Origin of the sequence: Bradyrhizobium sp. LTSP857 (genome assembly GCF_000938285.1) — a bacterium.
Taxonomy (GTDB): domain Bacteria; phylum Pseudomonadota; class Alphaproteobacteria; order Rhizobiales; family Xanthobacteraceae; genus Bradyrhizobium.
The window spans coordinates 14863-36934 of sequence record NZ_JYMS01000038.1 but is presented as its reverse complement, the minus strand read 5'-3'; the positions used below and the strand labels follow the sequence as shown (position 1 = coordinate 36934).

Annotated in this window: 20 protein-coding genes and 1 other RNA gene; 5 read left to right on the top strand and 16 right to left on the bottom strand. The window is 64.7% G+C overall.

Annotated features, from left to right (window positions below; translation table 11 throughout):
- Positions 1–31: 31 nt before the first annotated feature.
- The 10 genes from UP06_RS23975 to rsmH all read right to left on the bottom strand — a co-directional run bounded on the left by UP06_RS23975 (position 32) and on the right by rsmH (position 12024).
- Positions 32–550 carry a hypothetical protein gene (locus UP06_RS23975; protein ID WP_156163181.1) on the bottom strand — a complete coding sequence of 173 codons (519 nt, stop codon included), beginning with the start codon at positions 548–550 and terminating at the stop codon, positions 32–34.
- A gap of 134 nt (positions 551–684) precedes the next feature.
- Positions 685–1785 (bottom strand): undecaprenyldiphospho-muramoylpentapeptide beta-N-acetylglucosaminyltransferase, encoded by a 1101-nt coding sequence (gene murG, locus UP06_RS23970; protein ID WP_045006127.1) that lies wholly within the window; start codon positions 1783–1785, stop codon positions 685–687.
- A gap of 111 nt (positions 1786–1896) precedes the next feature.
- The gene (gene ftsW, locus UP06_RS23965; RefSeq protein ID WP_045006126.1) at positions 1897–3048 is read right to left on the bottom strand and encodes a putative lipid II flippase FtsW; all 1152 of its coding nucleotides are present in this window, start codon (positions 3046–3048) and stop codon (positions 1897–1899) included.
- A gap of 232 nt (positions 3049–3280) precedes the next feature.
- Positions 3281–4681 (bottom strand): UDP-N-acetylmuramoyl-L-alanine--D-glutamate ligase, encoded by a 1401-nt coding sequence (gene murD / locus UP06_RS23960; protein WP_045006125.1) that lies wholly within the window; start codon positions 4679–4681, stop codon positions 3281–3283.
- Between the two features lie 7 nt (positions 4682–4688).
- Positions 4689–5792, bottom strand: a complete 1104-nt coding sequence (gene mraY / locus UP06_RS23955) for a phospho-N-acetylmuramoyl-pentapeptide-transferase (RefSeq protein WP_045006124.1) — start codon at positions 5790–5792, stop codon at positions 4689–4691.
- A 176-nt stretch (positions 5793–5968) separates the two neighbouring features.
- Complete coding sequence (locus tag UP06_RS23950) at positions 5969–7348, bottom strand: UDP-N-acetylmuramoyl-tripeptide--D-alanyl-D-alanine ligase (RefSeq protein ID WP_045006123.1); 1380 nt, start codon at positions 7346–7348, stop codon at positions 5969–5971.
- Positions 7345–8820: a UDP-N-acetylmuramoyl-L-alanyl-D-glutamate--2,6-diaminopimelate ligase gene (locus tag UP06_RS23945; RefSeq protein WP_045006122.1), complete on the bottom strand. Its 1476-nt coding sequence runs from the start codon at positions 8818–8820 to the stop codon at positions 7345–7347. The genes UP06_RS23950 and UP06_RS23945 overlap by 4 nt, the downstream gene beginning before the upstream one ends.
- A gap of 79 nt (positions 8821–8899) precedes the next feature.
- Positions 8900–10642, bottom strand: a complete 1743-nt coding sequence (locus tag UP06_RS23940) for a peptidoglycan D,D-transpeptidase FtsI family protein (protein WP_045006121.1) — start codon at positions 10640–10642, stop codon at positions 8900–8902.
- The gene (ftsL, locus tag UP06_RS23935) at positions 10639–11031 is read right to left on the bottom strand and encodes a cell division protein FtsL (RefSeq protein ID WP_045006120.1); all 393 of its coding nucleotides are present in this window, start codon (positions 11029–11031) and stop codon (positions 10639–10641) included. Before ftsL ends, UP06_RS23940 begins: the two co-directional genes overlap by 4 nt.
- Before the next feature lie 3 nt (positions 11032–11034).
- A complete protein-coding gene (gene rsmH / locus UP06_RS23930) occupies positions 11035–12024 on the bottom strand; it encodes a 16S rRNA (cytosine(1402)-N(4))-methyltransferase RsmH (RefSeq protein ID WP_045006119.1) in 990 nt (329 codons plus the stop codon).
- A 520-nt stretch (positions 12025–12544) separates the two neighbouring features.
- Here rsmH and UP06_RS23925 point away from each other — a divergent pair.
- Together UP06_RS23925 and UP06_RS23920 are read left to right on the top strand one after the other, a co-directional pair.
- The gene (locus UP06_RS23925; protein ID WP_045006118.1) at positions 12545–13327 is read left to right on the top strand and encodes an N-acetylmuramoyl-L-alanine amidase; all 783 of its coding nucleotides are present in this window, start codon (positions 12545–12547) and stop codon (positions 13325–13327) included.
- Between the two features lie 120 nt (positions 13328–13447).
- Positions 13448–14473 (top strand): D-cysteine desulfhydrase family protein, encoded by a 1026-nt coding sequence (locus tag UP06_RS23920; protein ID WP_045006117.1) that lies wholly within the window; start codon positions 13448–13450, stop codon positions 14471–14473.
- 16 nt (positions 14474–14489) lie between these two features.
- Here the strand turns inward: UP06_RS23920 and UP06_RS23915 are convergent, their stop codons facing one another.
- The gene (locus UP06_RS23915; RefSeq protein WP_156163179.1) at positions 14490–15725 is read right to left on the bottom strand and encodes an RNA polymerase sigma factor; all 1236 of its coding nucleotides are present in this window, start codon (positions 15723–15725) and stop codon (positions 14490–14492) included.
- Positions 15722–16072, bottom strand: coding sequence for a YciI family protein (locus tag UP06_RS23910; protein WP_045006116.1), 351 nt, complete (start codon positions 16070–16072; stop codon positions 15722–15724). Before UP06_RS23910 ends, UP06_RS23915 begins: the two co-directional genes overlap by 4 nt.
- 148 nt (positions 16073–16220) lie before the next feature.
- On the opposite strand from UP06_RS23910, the gene rnpB reads away from it, so the two are divergent.
- Positions 16221–16703, top strand: an RNA gene (gene rnpB / locus UP06_RS39285) — RNase P RNA component class A.
- A gap of 123 nt (positions 16704–16826) precedes the next feature.
- On the opposite strand, the gene UP06_RS23905 is transcribed toward rnpB, so the two are convergent.
- Together UP06_RS23905 and UP06_RS23900 are read right to left on the bottom strand one after the other, a co-directional pair.
- Positions 16827–17540, bottom strand: a complete 714-nt coding sequence (locus tag UP06_RS23905) for an alpha/beta fold hydrolase (RefSeq protein ID WP_045006272.1) — start codon at positions 17538–17540, stop codon at positions 16827–16829.
- Positions 17541–17615: 75 nt separating this feature from the next.
- Positions 17616–18080, bottom strand: a complete 465-nt coding sequence (locus UP06_RS23900; protein ID WP_082081564.1) for a DUF983 domain-containing protein — start codon at positions 18078–18080, stop codon at positions 17616–17618.
- Between the two features lie 49 nt (positions 18081–18129).
- On the opposite strand from UP06_RS23900, the gene UP06_RS23895 reads away from it, so the two are divergent.
- Positions 18130–19500 carry an aminotransferase-like domain-containing protein gene (locus UP06_RS23895; RefSeq protein ID WP_045006114.1) on the top strand — a complete coding sequence of 457 codons (1371 nt, stop codon included), beginning with the start codon at positions 18130–18132 and terminating at the stop codon, positions 19498–19500.
- A gap of 6 nt (positions 19501–19506) precedes the next feature.
- On the opposite strand, the gene UP06_RS23890 is transcribed toward UP06_RS23895, so the two are convergent.
- Entirely contained in the window at positions 19507–19767 is a 261-nt protein-coding gene (locus UP06_RS23890) for a hypothetical protein (protein ID WP_045006271.1), read from the bottom strand.
- 241 nt (positions 19768–20008) lie between these two features.
- Here UP06_RS23890 and UP06_RS23885 point away from each other — a divergent pair, with 241 nt between their 5' ends.
- A complete protein-coding gene (locus UP06_RS23885) occupies positions 20009–20752 on the top strand; it encodes a sulfite exporter TauE/SafE family protein (RefSeq protein WP_045006270.1) in 744 nt (247 codons plus the stop codon).
- Here UP06_RS23885 and UP06_RS23880 read toward each other — a convergent pair.
- Positions 20749–22020 (bottom strand): O-antigen ligase family protein, encoded by a 1272-nt coding sequence (locus UP06_RS23880; protein ID WP_045006113.1) that lies wholly within the window; start codon positions 22018–22020, stop codon positions 20749–20751. The genes UP06_RS23885 and UP06_RS23880 overlap by 4 nt on opposite strands.
- Positions 22021–22072: the final 52 nt, after the last annotated feature.

Sequence of the window (22072 nt, the reverse complement as noted above, 5' to 3'; positions counted from 1 at the left end):
TTTCGCCGGTCATGACAAGACAAATCTGCCGTTACGACAGGCTAGAATCGGCAGGAATCGAGGCGCCGCATGTCGGGCAAAACTTGTCGCTCCAGCCAACGTCGTGGCCGAACGGGCAGTGTCGCTGGAGGTTCGAAAGCCCTCGCCGATAGGCCGTGGTCAGGACCGCGAGACCCGCGGAATAGAATGCCATCCAATGGCCGGAAAAGCCGTGAAGCTCGACAGCCGAAGGAGCTCCGCTGACCTGCTTAACAGAGGGATGCCCGACCGCGAGAAAAAAGAAGATCGCAAAATTCACGATCGCATAGATGAAGAACCCGCGCGTCATGTACCGCATCCAGGGAGGACACCCTGAGAGCGCGACCTTCCAGAAATCCCTACGGCTTGTGCCGCTGGCCATCTTCATCGACAGAAAAACGACTGGAATCCAGAGCGGAAAAATCCCGACATGCAGAGCAAAGAACAGCGCTGTGCCAAACTCCACCCCGAACAGGGAGAGAATGTGGGCAGCCAAACTCAGCACGAGGCCGCACGCGGCATAGACCATCAAGGGCAGAAGCAACAACTGCGTCATGAGTATGAAGGGGTAAACCGTCGCGCGAAGGCAGGAAGAAAAAAACTCAGATCATTCTTAGCATGTTCCGAGATCGACGCGCTACTGATGGTTGCGCAAGAGCCGAGCCCTCAGATTCCCGCGACCTTGACCACCAGATCGGCCAGACGCTCAGCGGCATCGAGCCGGCCGGCACTGTGGGCGGCATCGGCCATGGCGGCCAGGCGCGCCGGCTCGGCGGCGAAGGTGGATATCTCGGCGGCCAGTCGATCGGAGGTAAATTCGGCCTGCGGGATGCGGATCGCGCCGTCGACCTTGGCCAGCACACCAGCATTGGCGAACTGGTCCTGGTCGATCGCACCCGGCAGCGGCACCAGGATCGAGGGCCGACCGATTGCGGCGAGCTCGGCGACCGTGCCGGCGCCGGAGCGCGACACCACCAGATGGTTGGAGGCGAGCCGCGCCGGCAAGTCGGTGAAGAACGGCGCGAGCTCCGCATTGATCTTGAGCTTGTCGTAGACCGCGCGCACGCGCGCCATGTCCTCGTCGCGCACCTGCTGGGTGAGGATCAGCCGGCTCCACAGCGCAGGCTCGAGCCGCTCGATCGCGCCCGGCACGATATCGGCCATGATGCGCGCGCCCTGGCTGCCACCGACGACGAGCAGACGCAGCGGTCCGTTCATTTCGGGTGCGGCATATTTCACTGCGGCAGCGGCGAGGATCGCGGGCCGCATCGGCGTGCCGACCGTCGTGGTCTTGCCGGCGAGCGCCGGATCGCGATCGAGCACGCCGGGCAACGACGTCGCAATGGCGCGGACACGGCTTGCGAGAAACCGGTTGGCGCGGCCGAGCACCGCGTTGGCGTCGTGGATGATGCCGGGCACGCCGGCGAATTTCGCAGCGACCAGCGGCGGCAATGTCGGATAGCCGCCGAAGCCGACGACGGCGGCCGGCTTCAGTCGCTTGATCAAGCCGTAAGCGGACAGCGTGCCCGTGGCGAGCGTGAGGCCGGCATAGGCGATCTGCAACGGATTGCGGCCGCGCGCGGTCTCGCTTGCAACGACGTCGATCATGTCCTTGGTGAACAGCCCGCTATAGCGCAACGCGCGCTCATCCGTGACGAGACGAACGCGAAAGCCGCGCCGGATCAATTCGACGCCGAGCGCCTCGGCCGGAAACAGATGACCGCCGGTGCCGCCCGCGGCGAGAAGAATCAAGGGGGATTTGTCCATGGAGACAGCTTTTACAATGTCTCTCACGTTATTGCGAGCGAAGCGAAGCAATCCAGACTACCTGCGAGGAGACAGCCTGGATTGCTTCGCTGTGCTCGCAACGACGAAAAACTACGCGTAACTCCGCATCGCTTCGGCGCGGCCGATCGACTCCACCTCGGTGCGCGGGCGCAGCCGCGTCAGCGCCAGCATCATGCCGACGCCATAAGACAGCGACACGATCGAGGAGCCGCCATAGGAAATGAATGGCAGCGTCATGCCCTTGGCGGGGATGAGCTGGAGATTGACCGACATGTTGATCGCGGCCTGTACGCCGAACAGGATCGCGAGGCCCGAGGCGGCGAAGCGCGAGAACATGTCCTCGTTGGCATAGGCGCGCGACAGCGTGCGGATGACGACGAAGGCGAACAGCGCCAGCATCGCAAGGCACAGGATGATGCCGAACTCTTCGGCGGCAACCGCGAACACGAAGTCGGTGTGGCTGTCCGGCAGGCTGCGTTTGGCGATGCCCTCGCCCGGTCCGAGCCCGAACCATCCGCCGTTATAGAAGGCCTCCATGGCGGTATCGACCTGGAAGGTGTCGCCCGAGCCCGGATTCATGAAGCGCTTGATGCGGCCCGCAACGTGCGGAACGAATAAGTACGCGCTGAACAGGCCAGCCGCGCCGATGCCGGCAAGGCCGAATACCCAGATCATGCGCATGCCCGCGATGAAGAACAACGAGCCCCATACCATCAGGATCAGCATGGTCTGGCCGAAGTCGGGCTCCATCACCAAGAGCGAAACCAGCATCAACAGCAGCACCAGCGCCATCGAGGTTGCCGGCATCTCCGGCCGCTTGGTCGATTCCGCGAACAACCAGGCCGCGATGACGACAAACGATGGTTTTGCAATTTCGGAAGCCTGGATGTTGACGCCGAGCAGCGTGATCCAGCGCCGCGAGCCCTTCACCTCGGGGCCAACCGCCAGCGTCAGCACGATCAGGATGATGCTGGCCGCGAAGATGATCAGGGCCGAACGGCGGATCGCCCGCGGCGACAGGAAGGAGACGCCGACCAGCACCATGAAGGACGGCGCCAGGAACATCACGTGCCGGCTGAAGAAGTGAAAGGGATCGAGCCCGATGCGGGTCGCAACCGGCGGGCTCGCCGCCAGTGACAGAATGACGCCGGTCAGCATCAACACCAGGATCGCGCCGAGCAGCGGCTTGTCGACGGTCCACCACCACTCGGTAAAGGGGGTGCGTTCTTCACGGGAGAGCATGCGCGGCCGACTTTCGGACAGAGATGGTCCATTGGTCGCCGAGGTTGGTTACCGGGGGGTTAAGGGAATGCGGATGTTTGGAGATAGCGGGGGAGCGCACCTCAAATGCTGGTCATGCCCCGCGAAGGCGGGGCATCCAGTACGCCGCGGCCCCTCAGCTCAAGCACCGCCTCTGGATACTGGGTCGCCCGGTCAAGCCGGGCGACGACAAAGAATGAGGAGCAAGCGAGCCCTACACCACCGGTTTCACACCCGGCAGCGCCTGCACCAATTCGCGGAACTTGGTGCCGCGGATCTCGAAGTTGCGGTACTGGTCGAAGGAAGCGCAGGCCGGCGACAGCAGCACGACCGCGTCAGAGAGCCCCGAGGCTTCCGCGTCGCGCGCGGCATGCGCAACCGCGACGTCGAGCGTCTGGCTGATTTCGTGCGCCACCACACTGCCGAGCGTGCCGGAAAACTCCTGTGCGGCCTCGCCGATCAGGTAGGCTTTTCGGATGCGCGGGAAGAAACCGGTGAGGCCAGTGATGCCGCCGGCCTTCGGCTTGCCGCCAGCGATCCAGAAGATTTCCGAAAAGGATGACAGCGCATGCGCCGTAGCGTCGGCGTTGGTGCCCTTGGAGTCGTTGACGAACAGCACGTTGGCGCGGCGGCCGACCTGCTCCATGCGGTGGGCCAGGCCCGGAAAGCTGCGCAGGCCGTTCTGAAGCACATCGAGACTGATGCCCATCGCGAGCGCGGCAGCCGCGGCGCAGGCCGCGTTCTGCGCATTGTGCAGGCCGCGCAGCGAACCGATGCCGCCGAGCTTGGCGACCTCGCTCTTCGCACCGCCTGACGCACGCACGATGGTCCCGTGCTCGACATAAATGCCGCTCGCCAGCGGATTCTTGACGGAGATGCGCTCGACCTTCTTGCCGGCGCGGTCGAGGCGATCGGCGATGTCGCGGCAAAAGCCGTCGTCGACGCCGACGATCGAGGTGCCGCCTCCTTGCACGCCTGCGACGAGGCGTTCCTTCACCGCGGCATAATGCGCGATGGTGCCGTGGCGGTCGATATGGTCCTCACTGACATTGAGCAAAATGCCGACGGAGGGATCGAGCGAGGGCGTGAGGTCGATCTGGTAGGACGACATCTCGATCACATGGACGCGGCCCATGCGCGGCGGCTCCAGCGACAGGATCGCGGTGCCGATATTGCCGCCCATCTGGGTGTCGTAGCCCGCGACTTTGGTCAGATGCGCGATCAGCGCCGTCGTGGTCGACTTGCCGTTGGTGCCGGTAATCGCGAGGAAGGGCGCATCCGGTGCGTGCCGCCGGCGCTCGCGACAGAACAGCTCGATGTCGCCGATCACCTCGCAGCCTGCCTCGCGCGCCTTCAGCACGCTCCAATGCGGCACCGGATGGGTGAGCGGCACGCCGGGCGCGAGCACGAGCGCCGCAAAATTCGTCCAGAAGACGTTGCGCAGATCCGCAGTGATGAAGCCCGCTTGCACGGCCTTGGCGACATTCTCGGCATTGTCGTCAGCGGCGATCACCTCGGCACCGCCCGCCTTCAGCGCGTGGCAGGAGGCGAGCCCCGAGCCGCCGAGGCCGAACACCGCGACCGTCTTGCCGGCGAAGGACGTGACCGGGATCATCGATCGATCACCGCAGCTTCAGCGTGGAGAGGCCGGCGAGCGCCAGCATCACCGAGATGATCCAGAAGCGGATCACAATCTGCGGCTCGGTCCAGCCCAACTGCTCGAAATGATGATGGATCGGCGCCATGCGGAAGATGCGCTTTCCCGTGAGCTTGAACGACACCACCTGCACGATGACGGAGACCGCCTCCAGCACGAACAGGCCGCCGATCACCGCGAGTACGATCTCGTGCTTCACCGCGACCGCGATCGAACCCAACATGCCGCCGAGCGCGAGCGAGCCGGTGTCGCCCATGAAGATCGAGGCCGGCGGCGCGTTGAACCAGAGGAAACCAAGGCCGGCACCCAACAGCGCGCCGCAGAGCACCGCGAGCTCGCCGGTGCCGGCGACATATTTGATCTGGAGATAGTCAGCGAACACCGCGTTGCCAGCGAGATAGGCGATCATCGCAAAGCTCGCAGTCGCGATCATCACGGGCACGATTGCCAAGCCATCGAGGCCGTCGGTGAGATTCACCGCATTGCCGGCGCCGACGATGACAAAGGCGCCAAACACGACGAAGAACCAGCCGAAATGCAGCACCGTGTCCTTCAAGAAGGGAATCGTCAGCGCGGTCGACGCGGGATCGCGGTTCAACCGCACCAGCGCATAGCAGGCGACCAGCGCAATCAGCGCCTCGATCAGCAGGCGCAGCTTGCCGCCGAACCCGGTCGTGGTCTGCTTGGTCACCTTGAGGTAATCGTCATAGAAGCCGACGAAGCCGAAGCCGAGCGTGACCGCGAGCACGATCCAGACATAGGGATTGAGCGGATTGGCCCACAGCACCGTGCCGACCGTGAGGCCGGACAGGATCATCAGCCCGCCCATGGTGGGCGTGCCCTTCTTGCTCAGATGCGATTGCGGACCGTCGGCCCGGATCGGCTGACCCTTGCCCTGGCGGATGCGTAAGTGGTCGATGATCCAGGGTCCGAACAGGAACACGAACAGCGCGCCGGTGACGACGGCGCCGCCGGTGCGGAACGTGATGTAGCGGAAGACGTTCAGAACGGTGCGAATTGCACCGAAGCCCGGAAATGTGTTGGAGAGCTCGATCAGCCAGTAAAACATTCAGACGGTCCTATAGCGCCTTCCGCACGCGGGCTTTTTCAGACGCAGATTTCGCCTCAGGCGCATTTGCTGGTCTTCATCATGGGTCGGGCGACCTCCAAGAAACGTGATTGCAAGAAACCTGATGGCTTCGCGCCGCAATAAGGTGGGGTCGGGAACAGCGCCTTCCAAGCAGTTTACGCCTTTGCCTGCAAGGCGGCCACTAGGCCCGGCACAAACTTGTTGACCCAGAACATCTTCTTGCTGCCCTTGACAACCACCACATCGCCTGCCTTCAGAAGCGCCGCAACATCGCTCGGATTCAACGTGGCAGGGTCGTGGTGCCAACCGATGCCCTTGCCGGCGGGAAGCAAATCATAGAGGTGGCGCATCAGGGGCCCGACGCAATAGACGCCGTCGATGCCGGCAAGGTGCGCGGCAAGGGCGGTGTGATAGTGAGGCGCGTCGCCGCCCAGCTCCAGCATGTCGCCGAGCACCGCAATGCGACGGCCGCCGGTCATGTGACGCGCCTGGAGACTTTGCAGTGCAGCAGCCACGCTGGCCGGATTGCCGTTAAAGCTGTCGTCGATCACGGTGACGCCGCCGACCGCCTGCTCGACGCCGCGGCCCGTCATGATGCCGACGCGGTCGAGCTTGATCGCAAGCATCGCAACTTCGAGCTTGGCGGCATGGATCGACGCGAGCGCGGCCAGCGCGTTCTGAACGCGGTGCGGCGCGCCCGGCGTCAGGCTGAACGCGATCTCTTTCTTGCCGATCCCGGCCACGACCTGCCAGCTCTCGCCATGCGGCGCGTGGGTAATCTCATGCACCTCGGCCTTCTCGCCGAAGCGCACAACCTTGCCCTTCCAGTCCGGCGCCTTGATCCCGACCGGCAGCACCAGCACACCACCCTCGGGCAGGCCGAGCGCGATCGACACCTTCTCGCGACGGATCGCCTCGAGCGAGCCGAGCTTTTCCAGATGCACCGGCTGGACGTTGACGACGAGCGCGACGGTCGGCCGCGTCAATTCGCTCAGCCGCGCGATCTCGCCGGTCTGATTCATGCCCATCTCGACGACCCAGAGACTCGCATTGGGCCGGGCGTTGCACAGCGTCAGCGGTACGCCCCAGAAATTGTTGAAGCTCGACGGGCTCGCATACGCATTCGGATAGGCCGCCAGAAATTCCTTGGTGCTGGTCTTGCCGGCGCTGCCGGTGAGCCCGATCACCGGCCCGTTGAAGCGCGCGCGTGCGGCACGCGCCAGGCCCCAGAGCCCGTCGATCAGCGTGTCCTTCACGACGATCTGCGGAATACCGATGCCTGCGATCTCGTGCGGCACGATCATCGCCACCGCGCCCGAGGCTTCCGCCTTGTCCGCGAACTCCCATCCGTCGCGCGCGCTGGCGAAGGCCGAGATGAAACCGCCGCTCGGCGTGCCGCTCAGCGCGACGAACAGACTACCCGGCTTCACCAGCCGGCTGTCCTGGGTGACGAAGTCGATCGGCGTATCGGGGAACGATCCGACCACGCCCAGCGCGCGCGCCACCTCGGCCACCGTCCAAATTGGCGCGCTCATGCGACCCTCGACGCTAATGCGGCGGCGACCGCCTCGTGATCACTGAAGGGCAGCACCTCTCCGCCGACGATCTGCCCGGTCTCATGGCCCTTGCCTGCGACGAGCAGCGCATCACCTTCTTCAAGTTCCTCGATCGCAGCGCGGATCGCGGCGGCGCGGTCGCCGATTTCGCGGGCACCCTTGGCGGCGGCGAGGATCGCGGCGCGAATGGCTTCCGGCTTCTCGCTGCGCGGATTGTCGTCAGTGATGATGACACGGTCGGCGTTGTCAGCCGCGATCTCGCCCATGATCGGCCGCTTGCCGGCATCGCGATCGCCGCCGGCACCGAACACGACGACCAGCTTGCGCTTGGCGTAGGGACGCAACGCCTGCAACGCCTTCGCCAGCGCATCGGGCTTGTGCGCATAGTCGACGAAGATCGGCGCGCCATTGCGCTCGCCGACACGCTCGAGCCGGCCCTTGGCACCTTCGAGATGTTCGAGGCTCGCAAACACATTGGCGGCATCGCTGCCGGTCCCGATCGCAAGACCGGCCGACACCAGCGCATTCTCGATCTGGAATTCGCCGACCAGCGGCAGCCGGATCGCATAACGCTTGCCGCCATGCTCAAGCGCAAGCTTCTGCGAGAAACCTTCGACCTCGGCTTCAGTGAGACGGATGCCATCGCCTGCTCCGTCGCCGTTGCGGCCAACCGCCATCGCGCGCAGGCCGCGCGTCCTGGCGGCGTCGATCACTTCGGCCGAACAATCATGATCGGCCGAGATCACGGCAGCACCGCCCGGCGGAACCAGCTCGCGGAACAGCCGCAGCTTGGCCGCCAGATAATGCGCGACGGTCGGATGGTAGTCCATGTGGTCGCGCGAAAGATTGGTGAAGCCGCCGGCGGAGACACGCACGCCGTCAAGGCGATATTGATCGAGCCCGTGCGAAGATGCCTCGAACGCAAGATGCGTGACGCCATCGTGTGCGATCTCGTCGATCTGCCGATGCAGCGCGATCGGATCCGGCGTCGTCAGCGAGCCGTAGACCGTGCGCTTGGGCGAGACCAAGCCGATCGTGCCTATGCTGGCGGAGGCATGCCCGAGCCGCTCCCAGATCTGCCGCGTGAACGCCGCCACCGAGGTCTTGCCGCTGGTACCGGTCACCGCCGCGATGGTCGCAGGCTGCGCGGGGAAGAATTTTGCCGCAGCCAGCGCCAGCGCGCGGCGCGGATTGGCGACAGCGATGAAGGGCACCTTGCAGGCGGCTGGCGCATGATCGCCGACGACCGCCGACGCACCCGCGGCAACTGCAGCCTCAATGAAGCGCGCGCCGTCGGTCTTGCTGCCTGCCAGCGCAAAAAAGAGGTCGCCGGGCCTGACCACGCGGCTGTCCAGCGCAATCCCCGTCACCTCCAGCGCGCAAGTCGCGTCGAGCGCTGCGACAGCGGGCTCGATTGCGGCATCATTGCCAAGAAGATCGCGCAGCTTCATGGTCTTCCAGTCGACATGCCGGAAAGCCGAATCTTCGGGAAAATCCCGACTCAGCAGCGGCAGTGGCCCACCCCGTTGATTACTGGGTTGCCCTGGATGCTGCAAGAATAAGGCGGTCGGACGGCGGCAAATCGAAGCGAGGCTCGATGCCCAAGAGCGGCGCGATCCGCTCGATCACCTTGCCGCCCGTGGGCACGGCGTTCCAGCCCGAGGTGATGAAACCATGCGTTTCAGGCAGCGCCTGCGGCTCGTCCAGCATGACGAGAATCTGATATTTTGGATCGTCCGACGGCATGATCGCGGTGAAGGAATTGAGCACCCGCTTCTTGGCATAGCGGCCGTTGATGACCTTCTCCGACGTGCCGGTCTTGCCGCCGACATAGTAGCCTTTGACATCGGCGGACTTGGCGGTACCGATTTCGGCATTGAGCCGCATCAGATACCGCATCTTGTCGCTAGTCTCCTGCTTGATCACGCGCTTGGCCATCGCCTGCGCTTCTGCTTCGCTGCGCTTCAGGAATGTCGGCGGAATCAGGTAGCCGCCGTTCATCAGGGCGTTGATGCCCATCACCGCCTGGAGCGGCGCGACCGACAGGCCCTGACCGAACGCGATGGTGACCGTGTTCAGCTCGCTCCAGCGACGCGGCACCAGCGGAGCCGCGCTCTCGGGCAATTCGGTACGCAGCCGCGTCAACTGGCCCATCTTGGCGAGGAACGCCTTGTGCGCCTCGACGCCCTGGCCGAGCGCGATCCGCGCTGCGCCGATATTGGACGAGTAGGTGAACACTTCCTTGGTGTTGATGAAACGCCCGAGCGAGTGGCTGTCATGGATGGTGAACTTGCCGTAGTGCAGGTTCCCACGGGCGTCCCACGACGAGTTCAGGTTGATCTTTCCGGAATCGAGCGCCATCGCCAGCGTGAACGACTTGAACGTCGATCCCATTTCATAGACGCCTGTGGTCAAGCGGTTGATGCGATCGGGATCGTGCGCTTCCTTCGGATTGTTGGGATCGAAGTCCGGCAGCGAGACCATGGCCACGATCTCGCCGGTCTTGACGTTGGAGATGATGCCGGACGCCGCCTTGGCGTGGAATTTCTCCTTGGCCTTCTGAAGCTCGTCGCGCAGCGCGTGCTCGACGCGCAAATCGACCGACAGCTCGATCGGCTTTTGCAGCCGGTCGGTGGCAAAGCCCGCGCGGTGGAGATCGGCGAGCCCTTGATTGTCGAGCCACTTCTCCATGCCGGCGATGCCCTGGTTGTCAATGTTGACCAGACCAATGACGTGGGCGACCTCGTTGCCGGTCGGATAGACGCGCTTGTTCTCGCGCAGGAAGCCGACGCCGGGAAGGCCGAGCTTGTGGATGTCCTGCTGCTGCTTCGGCGTGATCTCGCGCTTGAGCCAGACGAAACCTTTCCGCGACGACAGCCGCTCGCGCACCTCGGCCTCGTCGAGGTCGGGTACGGTGGCAGTCAGAAGCTCGATCGCCTCGTCCTTGTCGATGATACGGCGCGGCTCGCCGAACAGGCTCGCCGCCTTGACGTCGGTTGCGAGGATCGCACCGTTGCGGTCGACGATATCGGGCCGCGCGGTGGCGACCACCTCCTGCGCCGCGGCGCGCCGTGCGCTGTGGGCGTCGGCGCCGATCGCGAACATCACGAGCCGGCCGCCGATCAGGGCGTAGACCCCGGCGAAGGCGAGGATCGCGAGCCCGACGCGCGCCCGCGCTTTCGCGGCGCGATCGACGTTGCGCCCGTAGAGCAGGCTGCGGATCAGACGCTGCCGCCAAGGTTCGGTCGGTTTTGCAGGCGTCGCCGGGCTCATTGCTTGTCCTCGGACTGAGGCACGGAGCCCGTCACCGTATCGGGATCGCTTGCGGCTTCGATCGTGTTGATCATGGACCCGATCGGATCAGGCTCACCCTGCCTGAACATCCGCGGCGGCCGCTCCGGCAGGTTCTTCAACGAGTCATATTGCGTGGCGTTGACGGGTTTGAGCGGCAGATGCCGCTCGGACAGGCCTTGCAGGCGCAAGGGCGCGTCGAGCCTGGCCCAGTCGGAACGCAGCGACGCGATCGCGTCGCGCTGCTCGCGGATCTCCGCATGCAGCCGCAGCACCTTCTCGGTGCGGGCGGTGGAGTCCATCTTGATCCGGTAGACATAGGCGGCCGCGAAGATCAGCGCGCCAATGACGAGGAGGTGAATGAAGCGCATGCGCTAGCCACCCCTCATGATGTCGGAGAGTTGTGGCCAGGACGATGGCTCGCGAGCGTCATGCGCGGGCGCATCGGTGCGCTCGGCGGCGCGCAGTTTTGCGGAGCGGGCGCGCGGGTTATGCGCAACCTCCTCCTCGCCGGCGATCACGGGCCGTCGCGTCAGAAGCTGGAAGCTCGGCGCAGTCTGCGCCATTTCCGGCCGATGCCGCGAGCCGCCGCCGGTCTTGGAGCGCTCGGAGAAGAAATTCTTGACGATGCGGTCTTCCAGCGAGTGGAACGACACGACCACGAGACGGCCGCCGGGCTTGAGCACGCGTTCGGCCGCCGCAAGCGCGGTCTGGAGTTCCTCGAGCTCTTCGTTGACGAAGATGCGCAGCGCCTGAAACGTCCGCGTTGCCGGATGAATGTCGCCGGGCTTGGAGCGGACCACCCGGCCAACGAGATCCGCGAGCGAACGCGTGGTCGTGAACGGCGTCTCCTGCCGGTCCGCCACGATGGCGCGGGCGACACGGCGCGAATGCCGCTCCTCGCCGAAGAGATAGATGATGTCGGCGAGATCGCTCTCCGAGGCGCGCGCGACGACATCGGCGGCCGTCGGTCCCTCCTGCCCCATCCGCATGTCGAGCGGACCATCGAGGCGGAACGAGAAGCCGCGGCCGGCCTGGTCGAGCTGCATCGAGGACACGCCGACGTCCATCACGACGCCGTCGACGGCATCGATGCCTTGCAACGCGCAGACCTCGGCGAGATTCGAGAAGCGGTCCTCGACCAGCGTCAGCCGGCCGCCTGAGCGCTCGACCAGCTCGGCACCACCGGCGATCGCCGTGCTGTCGCGATCGATCGCGATCAGGTGGGTTCCCGGCACATCGAGGATGGTACGGCTGTAGCCGCCGGCACCGAAGGTTGCGTCGACATAGATGCCGCCCTCGCGCGGCGCGAGATGATCGATCGCCTCGCGGCCAAGCACGGGAATGTGAGGCGCGGAGCTCATGCGCCACGCCTGTCGAACGGACAGGTGAAATCGGGGGCGAGCCAGCCCATTACGCCTCGAATAATTCCGCGTCGCGGCGGTTCCACGACCCAACCCCTGTGCAGCACGGTAACCGAGCCCGGTCGTCCCAGGTGGCACCCCCGGTGTTCCCAGTGGAGTTTGTCGGGCAGCCATGGGATTTCGAGCCAAGAACGCTTTGGCCGCCTCCGGACGCGGGTCGGCTCTTCACCTCTCAGTAACGGCCCTTAGCGTTAAGAAAGCGTTGATCGCTCGGTTACAAGTCGAAAAGGTGAAGGAGCGGTGATGCTTCATCCACACAGTGACCCCAAAATGCGCCCGTTAACCGTGACGCGCGATTGCGCGAAGCGGAGGGTAAAGGAATAGTAAAGAGAAGGGCTTGGCGGCTTGGCCCACCTCTTCTGTCCGACTTGAGCGGTTTATGTCGTCCGGTTCGTCCACGCCATCTGGAACTGATTCGAAGCGTCAACGCGTTCTCCCGGTTCCCAAGGCCGCGGCGAACATGCGGACGTTCGAGCCGGATTCCTCGATCGTCTCCGACATCATCCCCTCGCCCAATCATGGCGACCGCAACAAGGGACGGCAGCCCGACATGATCGTGCTGCACTACACCGGCATGCCCGACGTCGAGGGCGCGCTGGCGCGGCTGTGCACGGCCGGCACCGAAGTCTCGGCCCATTACGTCGTGCTCGAGGATGGCCGCATCGTGCAATGCGTGCCGGAGGCCAGGCGCGCCTGGCACGCCGGCGTCTCGTCCTGGGCCGGCGAGGACGACATCAACTCCTGCTCGATCGGCATTGAGATCATCAATCGCGGGCACGATTGGGGTTACCCGGAATATCCGCTGCGCCAGATCGCCGCCGTGATCGCGCTGTGCCGCGGCATCATGCTCCGCCGCAAGGTCGCGCCGCAACGGGTGCTCGGTCATTCCGACGTCGCGCCGGCGCGCAAGAAGGACCCTGGCGAAAAGTTTCCGTGGCATTCGTTGGCCAATTCGGGCGTCGGTCATTGGGTGACGCCCGCGCCGGTCGTGCGCGGCGAGAGCCTGATGCTCGGCACCATCAGCGACGAAGTGCTGAGCCTTCAGCAGGCACTCGCACGATATGGCTACGGCGTGCCGCTGACCGGCAAATACGACGCATCGACGATGGAAGTCGTCACCGCCTTCCAACGCCATTTTCGCCCGGCACGGCTCGATGGTGTCGCGGATCATTCGACACTGTCGACGCTACAGGCGCTGCTGGCGAGCCTGCCGGCGGAGGAGACGACTGTGGCTGCGAAGTAACGAACGTCCTTTGCAATAAGAATTCTTCCGCTGTTCGCTTGAATGTGATCACGCGATCGTCGCCGCGATTGCGGACGTCGGGCTATTGTCCGACGGTCATGTGCGAGCGGGGCGAACGAAATGACGCAGATTGATCGCAAGCCGCTGATTGACCGACTCGCAGCTTTTCCTCGCCTGGGCTTGGCCGATCTTCCCACGCCACTCGAGCCGATGAAACGGCTGACGGCTCATCTCGGCGGGCCGCGACTGTGGATCAAACGCGACGATGCGACCGGGCTCGGATTTGGCGGCAACAAATTGCGCAAGCTCGACTACGTCCTGCACGATGCTGTTCTAGAGGGCGCCGATACGATCGTCTCAGGCGGTGTTGTGCAATCGAACAGCCAGCGGCAGGTTGCCGCGGTTGCAGCAAAGCTCGGGCTGGCATGTCATCTGGCCGTCTATCACGGTCGACTCGCGCCGCCGACGCCGGAATACGAAACCTCGGGCAACGCCTTTCTCAACCGGCTGTTCGGCGCGCACCTGCACGATGTGCCATGGACCGGCGACCGCAATGCGGCCATCCGCGCGCTGGTCGACGATCTCCGGGCGTCGGGGCGCAAGCCGTATTTCGTGCCCTACGGCGTCTCGAATGCGCTGGGCGCGGTCGCCTATGCCACCACGATCTCCGAAATCGAGCAGCAGGCGGCGCTGGCGGGCTTCGCGCCGGCCGCGATCGTGCATTGCACCGGAAGCGCCGGCACGCAGGCCGGTCTCGTCATCGGCGCGGCCGTGGCCATGCCGGGCACGAGAATCGTCGGGATCGATATCGATGCCGAGCCCGCGCGGGTGCGCGCTGATGTGGTGGCTCTTGCACGGCAAGCGGCGGACCTGCTTGGCGCAGGCATCGACGAGGCCATGGTGGAAGTCGTTGCCGGTCATGCCGGACCAGCCTACGGGGTACCGCACGAGGCCACGATCGAAGCGATCCGGCTTGCAGGAAAATCGGAGGCTCTTGCGCTTGACCCGGTCTATTCGGGCAAAGGGCTCGCCGGTCTGATCGCGATGATCCGCCAAGGCCGTTGGCGCAACGACGAGGATGTCATCTTCCTGCACACAGGCGGCGCGCCCGCCCTCTTCGCCTACCAGAGCGCGCTCGGCATCTGATTGCTGCCGTCCACGTCTAACCAAGCTCCCTCACCCTTCGCGCATACAGTCTTCGCAACGGCTCGAGTTGCGTCACCTCCGTCGCTACGCGATAGGACTCGCGCGCCTCTTCCTTGCGCTCCAGCCGCCGCAACAGATCCGCGCGCACCGCCGGCAGCAGCTCGTAGCCATCGAGCCCGCCGCGCGCGGCAATCGCATCGACGAGATCGAGCGCGCGCGCGGGACCATCGACCATCGAGACTGCGGCAGCGTGGTTGAGCTCGATCACCGGCGACGGATTAATGCGCATCAGCACCTCATAGAGCCCGGCGATCTGCGGCCAGTCGGTCTGCTCGTAACTTGGCGCGCGTGCATGCAGCGCGGCAATCGCGGCCTGCACCACATAGGGCTGCGGCCGACCAGGCACGCGCAGCGCGTCGTCCACCAGTCGCAATCCCTGCTCGATCTGCGCGCGATCCCAGAGCGAACGGTCCTGCTCTTCGAGCAGAACGATGTCGCCCGCCGCCGTTTCGCGCCCGGCGCGGCGCGCATCGTGCAGCAGCATCAGCGCAAGCAGGCCCTTGATCGCGGCGCGATCGGGCATCAGCCGATCGAGCAACCGGCCGAGCCTGATCGCCTCGACCGCGAGATCGGGCCGCATCAGATCCGCGCCTGATGTTGCGACATAGCCTTCGGTGAAGACGAGATAGATCACGGCGAGCACGCCGTTGAGCCGCGGCGCCAGCGCGGCGTGCTCCGGCACTTCATAGGGAATGCCGGCGAGCCTGATCTTCTGCTTGGCGCGGACGAGGCGCTGCGCCATCGCATCCTCACTGATGAGGAAGGCGCGCGCGACCTGCGCCATGGAAAGCCCGCAGACGGTGCGCAGCGTCAGCGCGACCTGCACCTCGGCCGCGAACGCCGGATGGCAACAGGTGAAGATCAGCCGCAGCATGTCGTCATCGACCATCGCCGGCGGCTCGGCGGGTGCTTGCGCGTTGAGCTCGAGCTCGTGCACGAGCGCCTGCTGCTTGCCGCGGAAGACGGCCTGCCGCCGGACACGGTCGATCGCCTTGTTGCGGCCGACATTGACCAGCCAGGCACGTGGATTGTCGGGCACCTCGCCGGCCGACCAGCGCTCCAGTGCAACCGTGAAGGCATCCTGGAGCGCGTCCTCGGCAAGATCGAAATCACCGACGAGGCGGATCAGGGTGGCCAGCGCCCGCCCCGCCTCGTCGCGGAAGATCTTGTCGATGTCGGCGGAAGAGATCACTTGTAGATCATGACCGGCCGGATCTCGATCGAGCCTGCCTTGGCCCCAGGAATCCGCGCAGCCAGCCCAATGGCGGTGTCGAGATCCTTGGCCTCGACCAGATAGTAGCCACCAAGCTGCTCGCGGGTTTCCGCGAACGGACCGTCGGTCGTCAGGGTCTTGCCCTCACGCACGCGCACGGTGGTCGCCGTCGTGGTCGGCTGAAGCCCGTCACCGGCCTTGAAATGGCCGCTCTGGACGATGGACTGCGTGTACGTGCCGTACTCCGCCGACATCGCCTGACGGTCTGCGGGGGTCATCTTGCTCAATTCCGCTTCGTTCCGGTAGATCAGCAGCAGATATTGCATCACTTAACTCCTGTTGTTCGGGGGATCACCGACATCCAGTCGAACCGGGCACACACCAAACGACATCTTCAGGATAAATTATTTCTGGCAATGCGTGCGCGGCGATATCGGCTTGACGAAACCGTCACAAATGCCCATGCGTAGGCCGTCAGTCGGCCGGACGGCCGCCCCTGTAGGTGCCGAAAGGCCTCCGGGGAGGAAAGTCCGGGCTCCCTTGACATACGGTGCCGGATAACGTCCGGCGGGGGTGACCCCAGGGAAAGTGCCACAGAGAACGAACCGCCCGCCTTCGCCCCTAACGGGGCTATGGCGTGACAAGCCCGCAAGGCTCGCCACGCCGAAGCTGCGCAAGCAGCGTAGACGGGTAAGGGTGAAAAGGTGCGGTAAGAGCGCACCGCGGCTCCGGCAACGGGGTCGGCATGGTAAACCCCACCGGGAGCAAAACCGAATAGGGACGGCAAATGCGGGCCGATCGCGCAAGCGATAACGCCGCGGGGCGATGTCAGGCCCGCCGTCCGGGTAGGTTGCTCGAGGCAATGTGCAAACATTGTCCCAGAGGAATGGCCGTCACGTATCGTTCGCGCAAGCGGGCGGTGCCTTACAGAACCCGGCTTACAGGCCGGCTGATATTCTAAAGCGTTTTCGAGCGAAGTGGTTTTCCGGTTCGCGTAAAGAAAACGCGTCTTACTAAGAAAGTGACGAGGGGTTCGATGCTAACGCATCGGGCCCCTCACCATTTTTGGTGACGAAGGAGCTAGCCGACGATCTCGCCCAACACGCCCATTAGCGCCTCCGGCGCCGTCACGTTCGGCGCATGACTGGCGTCGAGCTCGAAATAGCGCCAGCCATCCTCGCCCTTGGCCCGCTTCGCGAACTGTCCGAACACATCGCCGGGCGGAATGCGTTTGCAATAGATGTAGCTGCGCGGCATTGCCGGCTCGCCGTGCTCAAGCTTCAGCTTGGTCTCGAAACACTTGAGCGGCATGTTGATGCGGCGCGCGTTGAGCCAGTCGAGATCGGCCTGCGGCGTATCTGATGGCGGCGGGTTCGGCGGAATGCGATAGCCGTCACCCGCAGCTGCCGCCTTGCGCATCGGCTCGCGCCCACCCTCATTGAGGTCGAACAGCGACTGGCCGTCGCGCGGCACGAAGGCGTCGAGATAGATCAATTGCCTCACGCGCTCGCGCGCGCGGTCGGCGACACCGGTTGCGACCATGCCGCCATAGCTGTGGCCGAGCAGCACGATATCGCTGATATCCTCGAACTTGATGACGTTGAGGATGTCCTGGATGTGTGTCTCGAGGTCGATCGCGGGACTGGCGAGATGCGATCGCTCGCCGAGCCCGGTGTAGGTCGGTGCGATCAGGCGATGGCCGGCCTGCGCCATCAGCGGATACATCTTCTTCCAGGCCCATCCGCCGGACCACGCGCCGTGACAAAGCAGGAAGGTCTTCGAGCGCGCGGCCATCGGCGTTTCCATCGTTCTTGTTTGATACGATGGAGTGTAGCGGCCGAGTTCTGGATGTAAACGCCGCGACGTGCCTCAGGCCACGCGCGCGTTCGCTTTAGCGAGCACGGGTGCAAGCTGACCGGCCTCGCGCCGCAATTTGCTTGCCTCAAAACCATGCATGCCGATCTGCCATTGCAGGCCGACGATGGCGCCCTTGGTCGGTTGCAGCAGTGCGAGCGAGGCAAACAGCGTCACCGGCAGCCACACCGCCAATTGCAGCCAGACCGGCGGCGCGTAGACGGTCTCGACCGCGAGGATCGCGGGCACCACGAGATGTCCGACCACGACCATGACCAGATAAGCTGGAAAGTCATCGGCACGCTGGTGAAACAGCTCCTCGCCGCAATGATCGCAAGCGTCGGCGACCTTGAGGAAGCGCCCGAACATGTGCCCTTCGCCGCAGTTCGGGCACTTGCCGCGAAAACCGCGCCACATCGCCTGTGCGAGAGAGATTGAACCGGTCGCCATGACATCACCTCTTCCTTTTCGATGATCCATACAATAATATCTTGCATCCATACATTCAAAGGATATGGGCCTAAATTGCATGGATTGGACCCCTACAATCTCGGAGCTGAGCGGGCCGCGCTATCAGCGCATCGTCGAAGCCATGGAGGCCGACATCGCCGCCGGCCGGCTGGTGCGGGGACAGCAACTGCCGACACAGCGCGCGCTCGCCAAAGCGCTCGGCATCGACCTGACCACCGTGACACGCGCCTACACCGAGGCGCGGCGCCGCGGCATCATGGAGGCCAGGGTCGGTCAGGGATCGTTCGTATCGGAGACCAGCGCGCGCCGCGCGGTCGACATGCCGCATCCGGTCGCGATCGACCTCTCGATGAACGTGCCGCCACATCCGCTCGAAGCGCAGCTCGACGAACGCATCATCGCAGGGCTGGAGGTTATCCGCGCGCAATCGGGCCTGACCGCGCATCTCAACTACCAGCCCCCCGGCGGCAGCGCGCATGAGCGCGAGGTCGCGGCGCGATGGATGCGCGCACGCGTTCCGCATGCGCATGCCGATAAGCTCGTGATCTTTCCGGGCGCGCAGACCATTCTGTTCAATCTGCTCGCTTATCTCGCGCGGCCCGGCGATGTCGTACTGACGGAAGCCCTCACCTTCCCAGGCATCAAGGCGGCCGCCACGCGGCTCGGGGTCAAGCTCGTCGGCGTGGCGATGGATGAAAATGGTGTTCTTCCAGACGCGCTGGCGAAAGCCTGTCGCACGCACAGACCGAAGGCCGTCTATCTCATTCCGACGCTGCACAATCCGACCACGGCGACGGTTGCTCCCGAACGGCGCAACGCGATCGCAAAGATCATCCGCGATGCCGACACGGTGCTGATCGAGGACGACGCCTATGGGCTGCTCGATCGCGCGGCATCGCCGATCGCCAACCTCATTCCGGAGCGGACGTATCTCGCGACCACGCTGTCAAAATGCATCGCGCCGGCGTTGCGCGTCGCCTATCTGCTGACGCCCGACAGCAATTCGCAGCAGGAGATGCGGAGCTGGTTGCAAGCCACTGTGCAGATGCCAGCGCCGCTGATGGTCGCGCTGGCCACGCACTGGCTCGAGAGCGGCATCGCCGACCGCATCATCACCGCGATCCGCAACGAGGCCGTCGGCCGCCAGCAACTGGCGCAGCGCGCGCTGAAGGGCTTTCAGTTCCAGGCAAAACCAGCCGCCCATCATCTGTGGCTCATGCTGCCGGATAGTCGACCCGACGTCGCGGCGCATCTCTTACGACATGGGCTCGCGGTCGTTGCCGGCGATGCCTTCGCAGTCGACGGAACATCGCCCCATGCCGCGCGCGTCTCGCTGGGCGCCGCGCGCAACAGATCGGAATTGACGGAGGCGCTGCGCATCCTCGTCGGCGCGCTGCACAAGCCCGCCGATACGAGGCAGATCGTCTAGCAGAAATTACTGATGCTGACGGCGATGGCGGGGGCGGAGGGCCGGCACCGCAGGCGACGGATAGGCCGCGTAGGCATCGCTCGACACGACCGGCTCACCGCGGGCCGCGCGCCCCGCCGGCGTGAGCTGCCCACCGTTCAGCACGTCACGATCGGGGTGCGCGGCCTGATAGGCGGCAGGCTCGGAAAACTGCGCCTGCGCCATTGTCGGCATCAGGGCCGCCGCCGACAGCAACGCGGCCGAAATGGCAATCTTCGTGCGGGTCATGGTCATTCTCCATCATCTCGTTCGGGGACAGGCAAACCGGAGCGCATGATGGCGTCGGGCGGGCCCCAGATTGAAGTACGAGCATCATGTAGGCGCGTCTTCCGAGAACGCCCGCCCTTGCCCCGCCCTTGGGGATCACGCTTGCGTGCGGTTTTGAAATTGACCTCCCCGGCCGCATCTGTGCTATGCGCCAAACGGCGATCAACGCCTCGGGATCGCCCGTAACGACAGGAATTGTTTGGTGGAAACGTCCCACACTGCGCTGCTGCTGTTCGGCGCGCTGGCCGGCGGCTTCGTCTCGGGACTGGCCGGATTCGGCACGGCGCTGATGGCGCTGGGCATCTGGCTCTACGTGCTGCCGCCCTCGCTTGCGGTGCCCCTGGTGCTGATCTGTTCGGTGATCGCGCAGACCTCGACACTGCCGTCGATGTGGAAGAGCTTTGACCTCTCGCTGGTCTGGCCGTTCCTGATCGGCGGACTGATCGGCGTGCCGCTGGGGACCATGCTTGTGGCTTCCGCCGATCCAAAAGTGTTCAAGCTGAGCGTCGGCGTACTGTTGCTGATCTTCTCGACCGCGCTCTATTTGAACAAGCGGCCGCTCGCCATCACGTTCGGCGGCCGCATCGCCGATGGCGCGATCGGCTTTGCCGGCGGCATTTTGGGCGGCCTTGCCGGACTGTCGGGGCCGCTGCCGATCCTGTGGGCCAACATCCGCGGCTGGAACAAGCATGAGCGGCGCGGCATCTTCCAGCTCTTCAATTTCACCGTGCTGGCGACCGCATTGGTGTTGCAGACCGCATCAGGCCTGGTCGCGTTCAAGGTGGTGTGGCTCGCGCTGGTCGCGTTTCCAGGCACCTTGATCGGCGCATGGGCCGGGGCGCGCGTCTATCACGCGCTGAGCGACAAGCATTTTGGCGATGTCGTGCTCGGCCTGTTGTTCCTGTCCGGTGCCGTCCTCGTCTGGAACAGCATCGGCACGCCCTAGCCCTTCGTTTTGTTCGCGAGCGCCATGCCACCGGCAACGCCGACGCCGAGCACGTAGATCCAGCCCGACGTGAAGTCGAACAGATGGGTGTTGAACAGCGAGGACAGCATGTTCTGCACGACGACAAGCAGGCCGATCCAGCAGGCCAGCCCCTCGCCGCGAAACATCAACAGGTGCGCGAACCAAAGCGCGTAGAGAACCAGGACGCCCACTGCGCCCCATTGCACGGCAACGCTCAGCGTCTGATTGTGCGGATTGCTGACGACCTCGCCGCGCAGCGGATCGATCTCCGCATCGGCAGCCGCGCTTGCGAACAGGCCGCGGATCGAGCCGGTGCCGTGACCCAACAGCGGAGCGTCGGCAATGAATTGCACCGACTTGCGCCAATATTCCAGGCGTGAACCCATCCCGCTAACCTGGTTGCCTTCCACGCTCATTGCATAATCGCCCTGGAATTTCGCGATGGTCTCTCGCAGATGCGGCGAGGTGTTCCACAGCACGACCGCCACCAGCACCAGCGCACCGGCGGCGACGAGCGCGGTGCGCCGGCGTAGATGCAGGAGCGCAATTATCACGAGGAGGATCGGCAGCGTCACCAGGGCCGTGCGCGACACCACCACGAACATCATGTTGGCCAGGAAGCCGATTGCCAGCGCCGCGAGCAGCACCGCGATGCGAACACGGCCGGCGCGGAACAGCGTCACGACCGGATAGACCAGCGCGATCGCGCAGAGCGCGAACTCCTGACTCTGGTCGATATAGTTGCGTACCGCGACCCCGCTCTCGACCTTGTAGGGCCCGCGCGACAAATAGAGTTTCAGCGAGAGATTGGGATCGATCGCGGCGGCGAAGGAGTACAGCATCAGCAGCGCGCAGGATGCGAGGAAGGCCTTAAACACCCAGTCGCCGTAGGGCCAGCGCTCGAACTGGTAGATCAGGAGCGGCAGCACCAGCAGCTTCGCCGACGGCCCGATCGCATGCAGCCGCTCGGGCCAGGCTGCCTCCGACCAGAGCGTGCCGACGACGGCGAGCGCAAACAGCGCGATCGGCAGCAGGCAGACCGGGCGGAGCAGCGAGCGCGGGAACGCGCGAAGATCGACGAAGGCGAAAGCGATCAGCCAGGGGATGAGCGCGAAGGTCAGTCCGGTCGTCGTCCACGGCAACAACAGCGCAACCAGCGCGACGAAACGGGCCGGCGTGCGGTAGCGCGCCGCCCAGATCGCGGCAAGCCAAGATGCCGGCTGCTGCTCGTTCGTCACTCCGTTCATTCCGCCTCTCTACTACAGCCCGCCATCCCATCAGCCCGGCAAATTAGCCGGA

What these genes read in the sequence shown, in the direction of transcription:
- UP06_RS23880 (WP_045006113.1), bottom strand. Translation starts at nt 22,020, where the DNA reads ATGAACGGAGTGACGAACGAGCAGCAGCCGGCATCTTGGCTTGCCGCG.
- ftsW (WP_045006126.1), bottom strand. Translation starts at nt 3,048, where the DNA reads ATGCTCTCCCGTGAAGAACGCACCCCCTTTACCGAGTGGTGGTGGACC.
- ftsL (WP_045006120.1), bottom strand. Translation starts at nt 11,031, where the DNA reads ATGCGCTTCATTCACCTCCTCGTCATTGGCGCGCTGATCTTCGCGGCC.
- UP06_RS23925 (WP_045006118.1), top strand. Translation starts at nt 12,545, where the DNA reads ATGCGGACGTTCGAGCCGGATTCCTCGATCGTCTCCGACATCATCCCC.
- UP06_RS23910 (WP_045006116.1), bottom strand. Translation starts at nt 16,072, where the DNA reads ATGCAATATCTGCTGCTGATCTACCGGAACGAAGCGGAATTGAGCAAG.
- mraY (WP_045006124.1), bottom strand. Translation starts at nt 5,792, where the DNA reads ATGTTTTACTGGCTGATCGAGCTCTCCAACACATTTCCGGGCTTCGGT.
- murG (WP_045006127.1), bottom strand. Translation starts at nt 1,785, where the DNA reads ATGGACAAATCCCCCTTGATTCTTCTCGCCGCGGGCGGCACCGGCGGT.
- UP06_RS23890 (WP_045006271.1), bottom strand. Translation starts at nt 19,767, where the DNA reads ATGACCCGCACGAAGATTGCCATTTCGGCCGCGTTGCTGTCGGCGGCG.
- rsmH (WP_045006119.1), bottom strand. Translation starts at nt 12,024, where the DNA reads ATGAGCTCCGCGCCTCACATTCCCGTGCTTGGCCGCGAGGCGATCGAT.
- UP06_RS23895 (WP_045006114.1), top strand. Translation starts at nt 18,130, where the DNA reads ATGGATTGGACCCCTACAATCTCGGAGCTGAGCGGGCCGCGCTATCAG.
- UP06_RS23920 (WP_045006117.1), top strand. Translation starts at nt 13,448, where the DNA reads ATGACGCAGATTGATCGCAAGCCGCTGATTGACCGACTCGCAGCTTTT.
- UP06_RS23940 (WP_045006121.1), bottom strand. Translation starts at nt 10,642, where the DNA reads ATGAGCCCGGCGACGCCTGCAAAACCGACCGAACCTTGGCGGCAGCGT.
- UP06_RS23905 (WP_045006272.1), bottom strand. Translation starts at nt 17,540, where the DNA reads ATGGCCGCGCGCTCGAAGACCTTCCTGCTTTGTCACGGCGCGTGGTCC.
- murD (WP_045006125.1), bottom strand. Translation starts at nt 4,681, where the DNA reads ATGATCCCGGTCACGTCCTTCGCCGGCAAGACGGTCGCGGTGTTCGGC.
- UP06_RS23945 (WP_045006122.1), bottom strand. Translation starts at nt 8,820, where the DNA reads ATGAAGCTGCGCGATCTTCTTGGCAATGATGCCGCAATCGAGCCCGCT.
- UP06_RS23950 (WP_045006123.1), bottom strand. Translation starts at nt 7,348, where the DNA reads ATGAGCGCGCCAATTTGGACGGTGGCCGAGGTGGCGCGCGCGCTGGGC.
- UP06_RS23900 (WP_082081564.1), bottom strand. Translation starts at nt 18,080, where the DNA reads ATGGATCATCGAAAAGGAAGAGGTGATGTCATGGCGACCGGTTCAATC.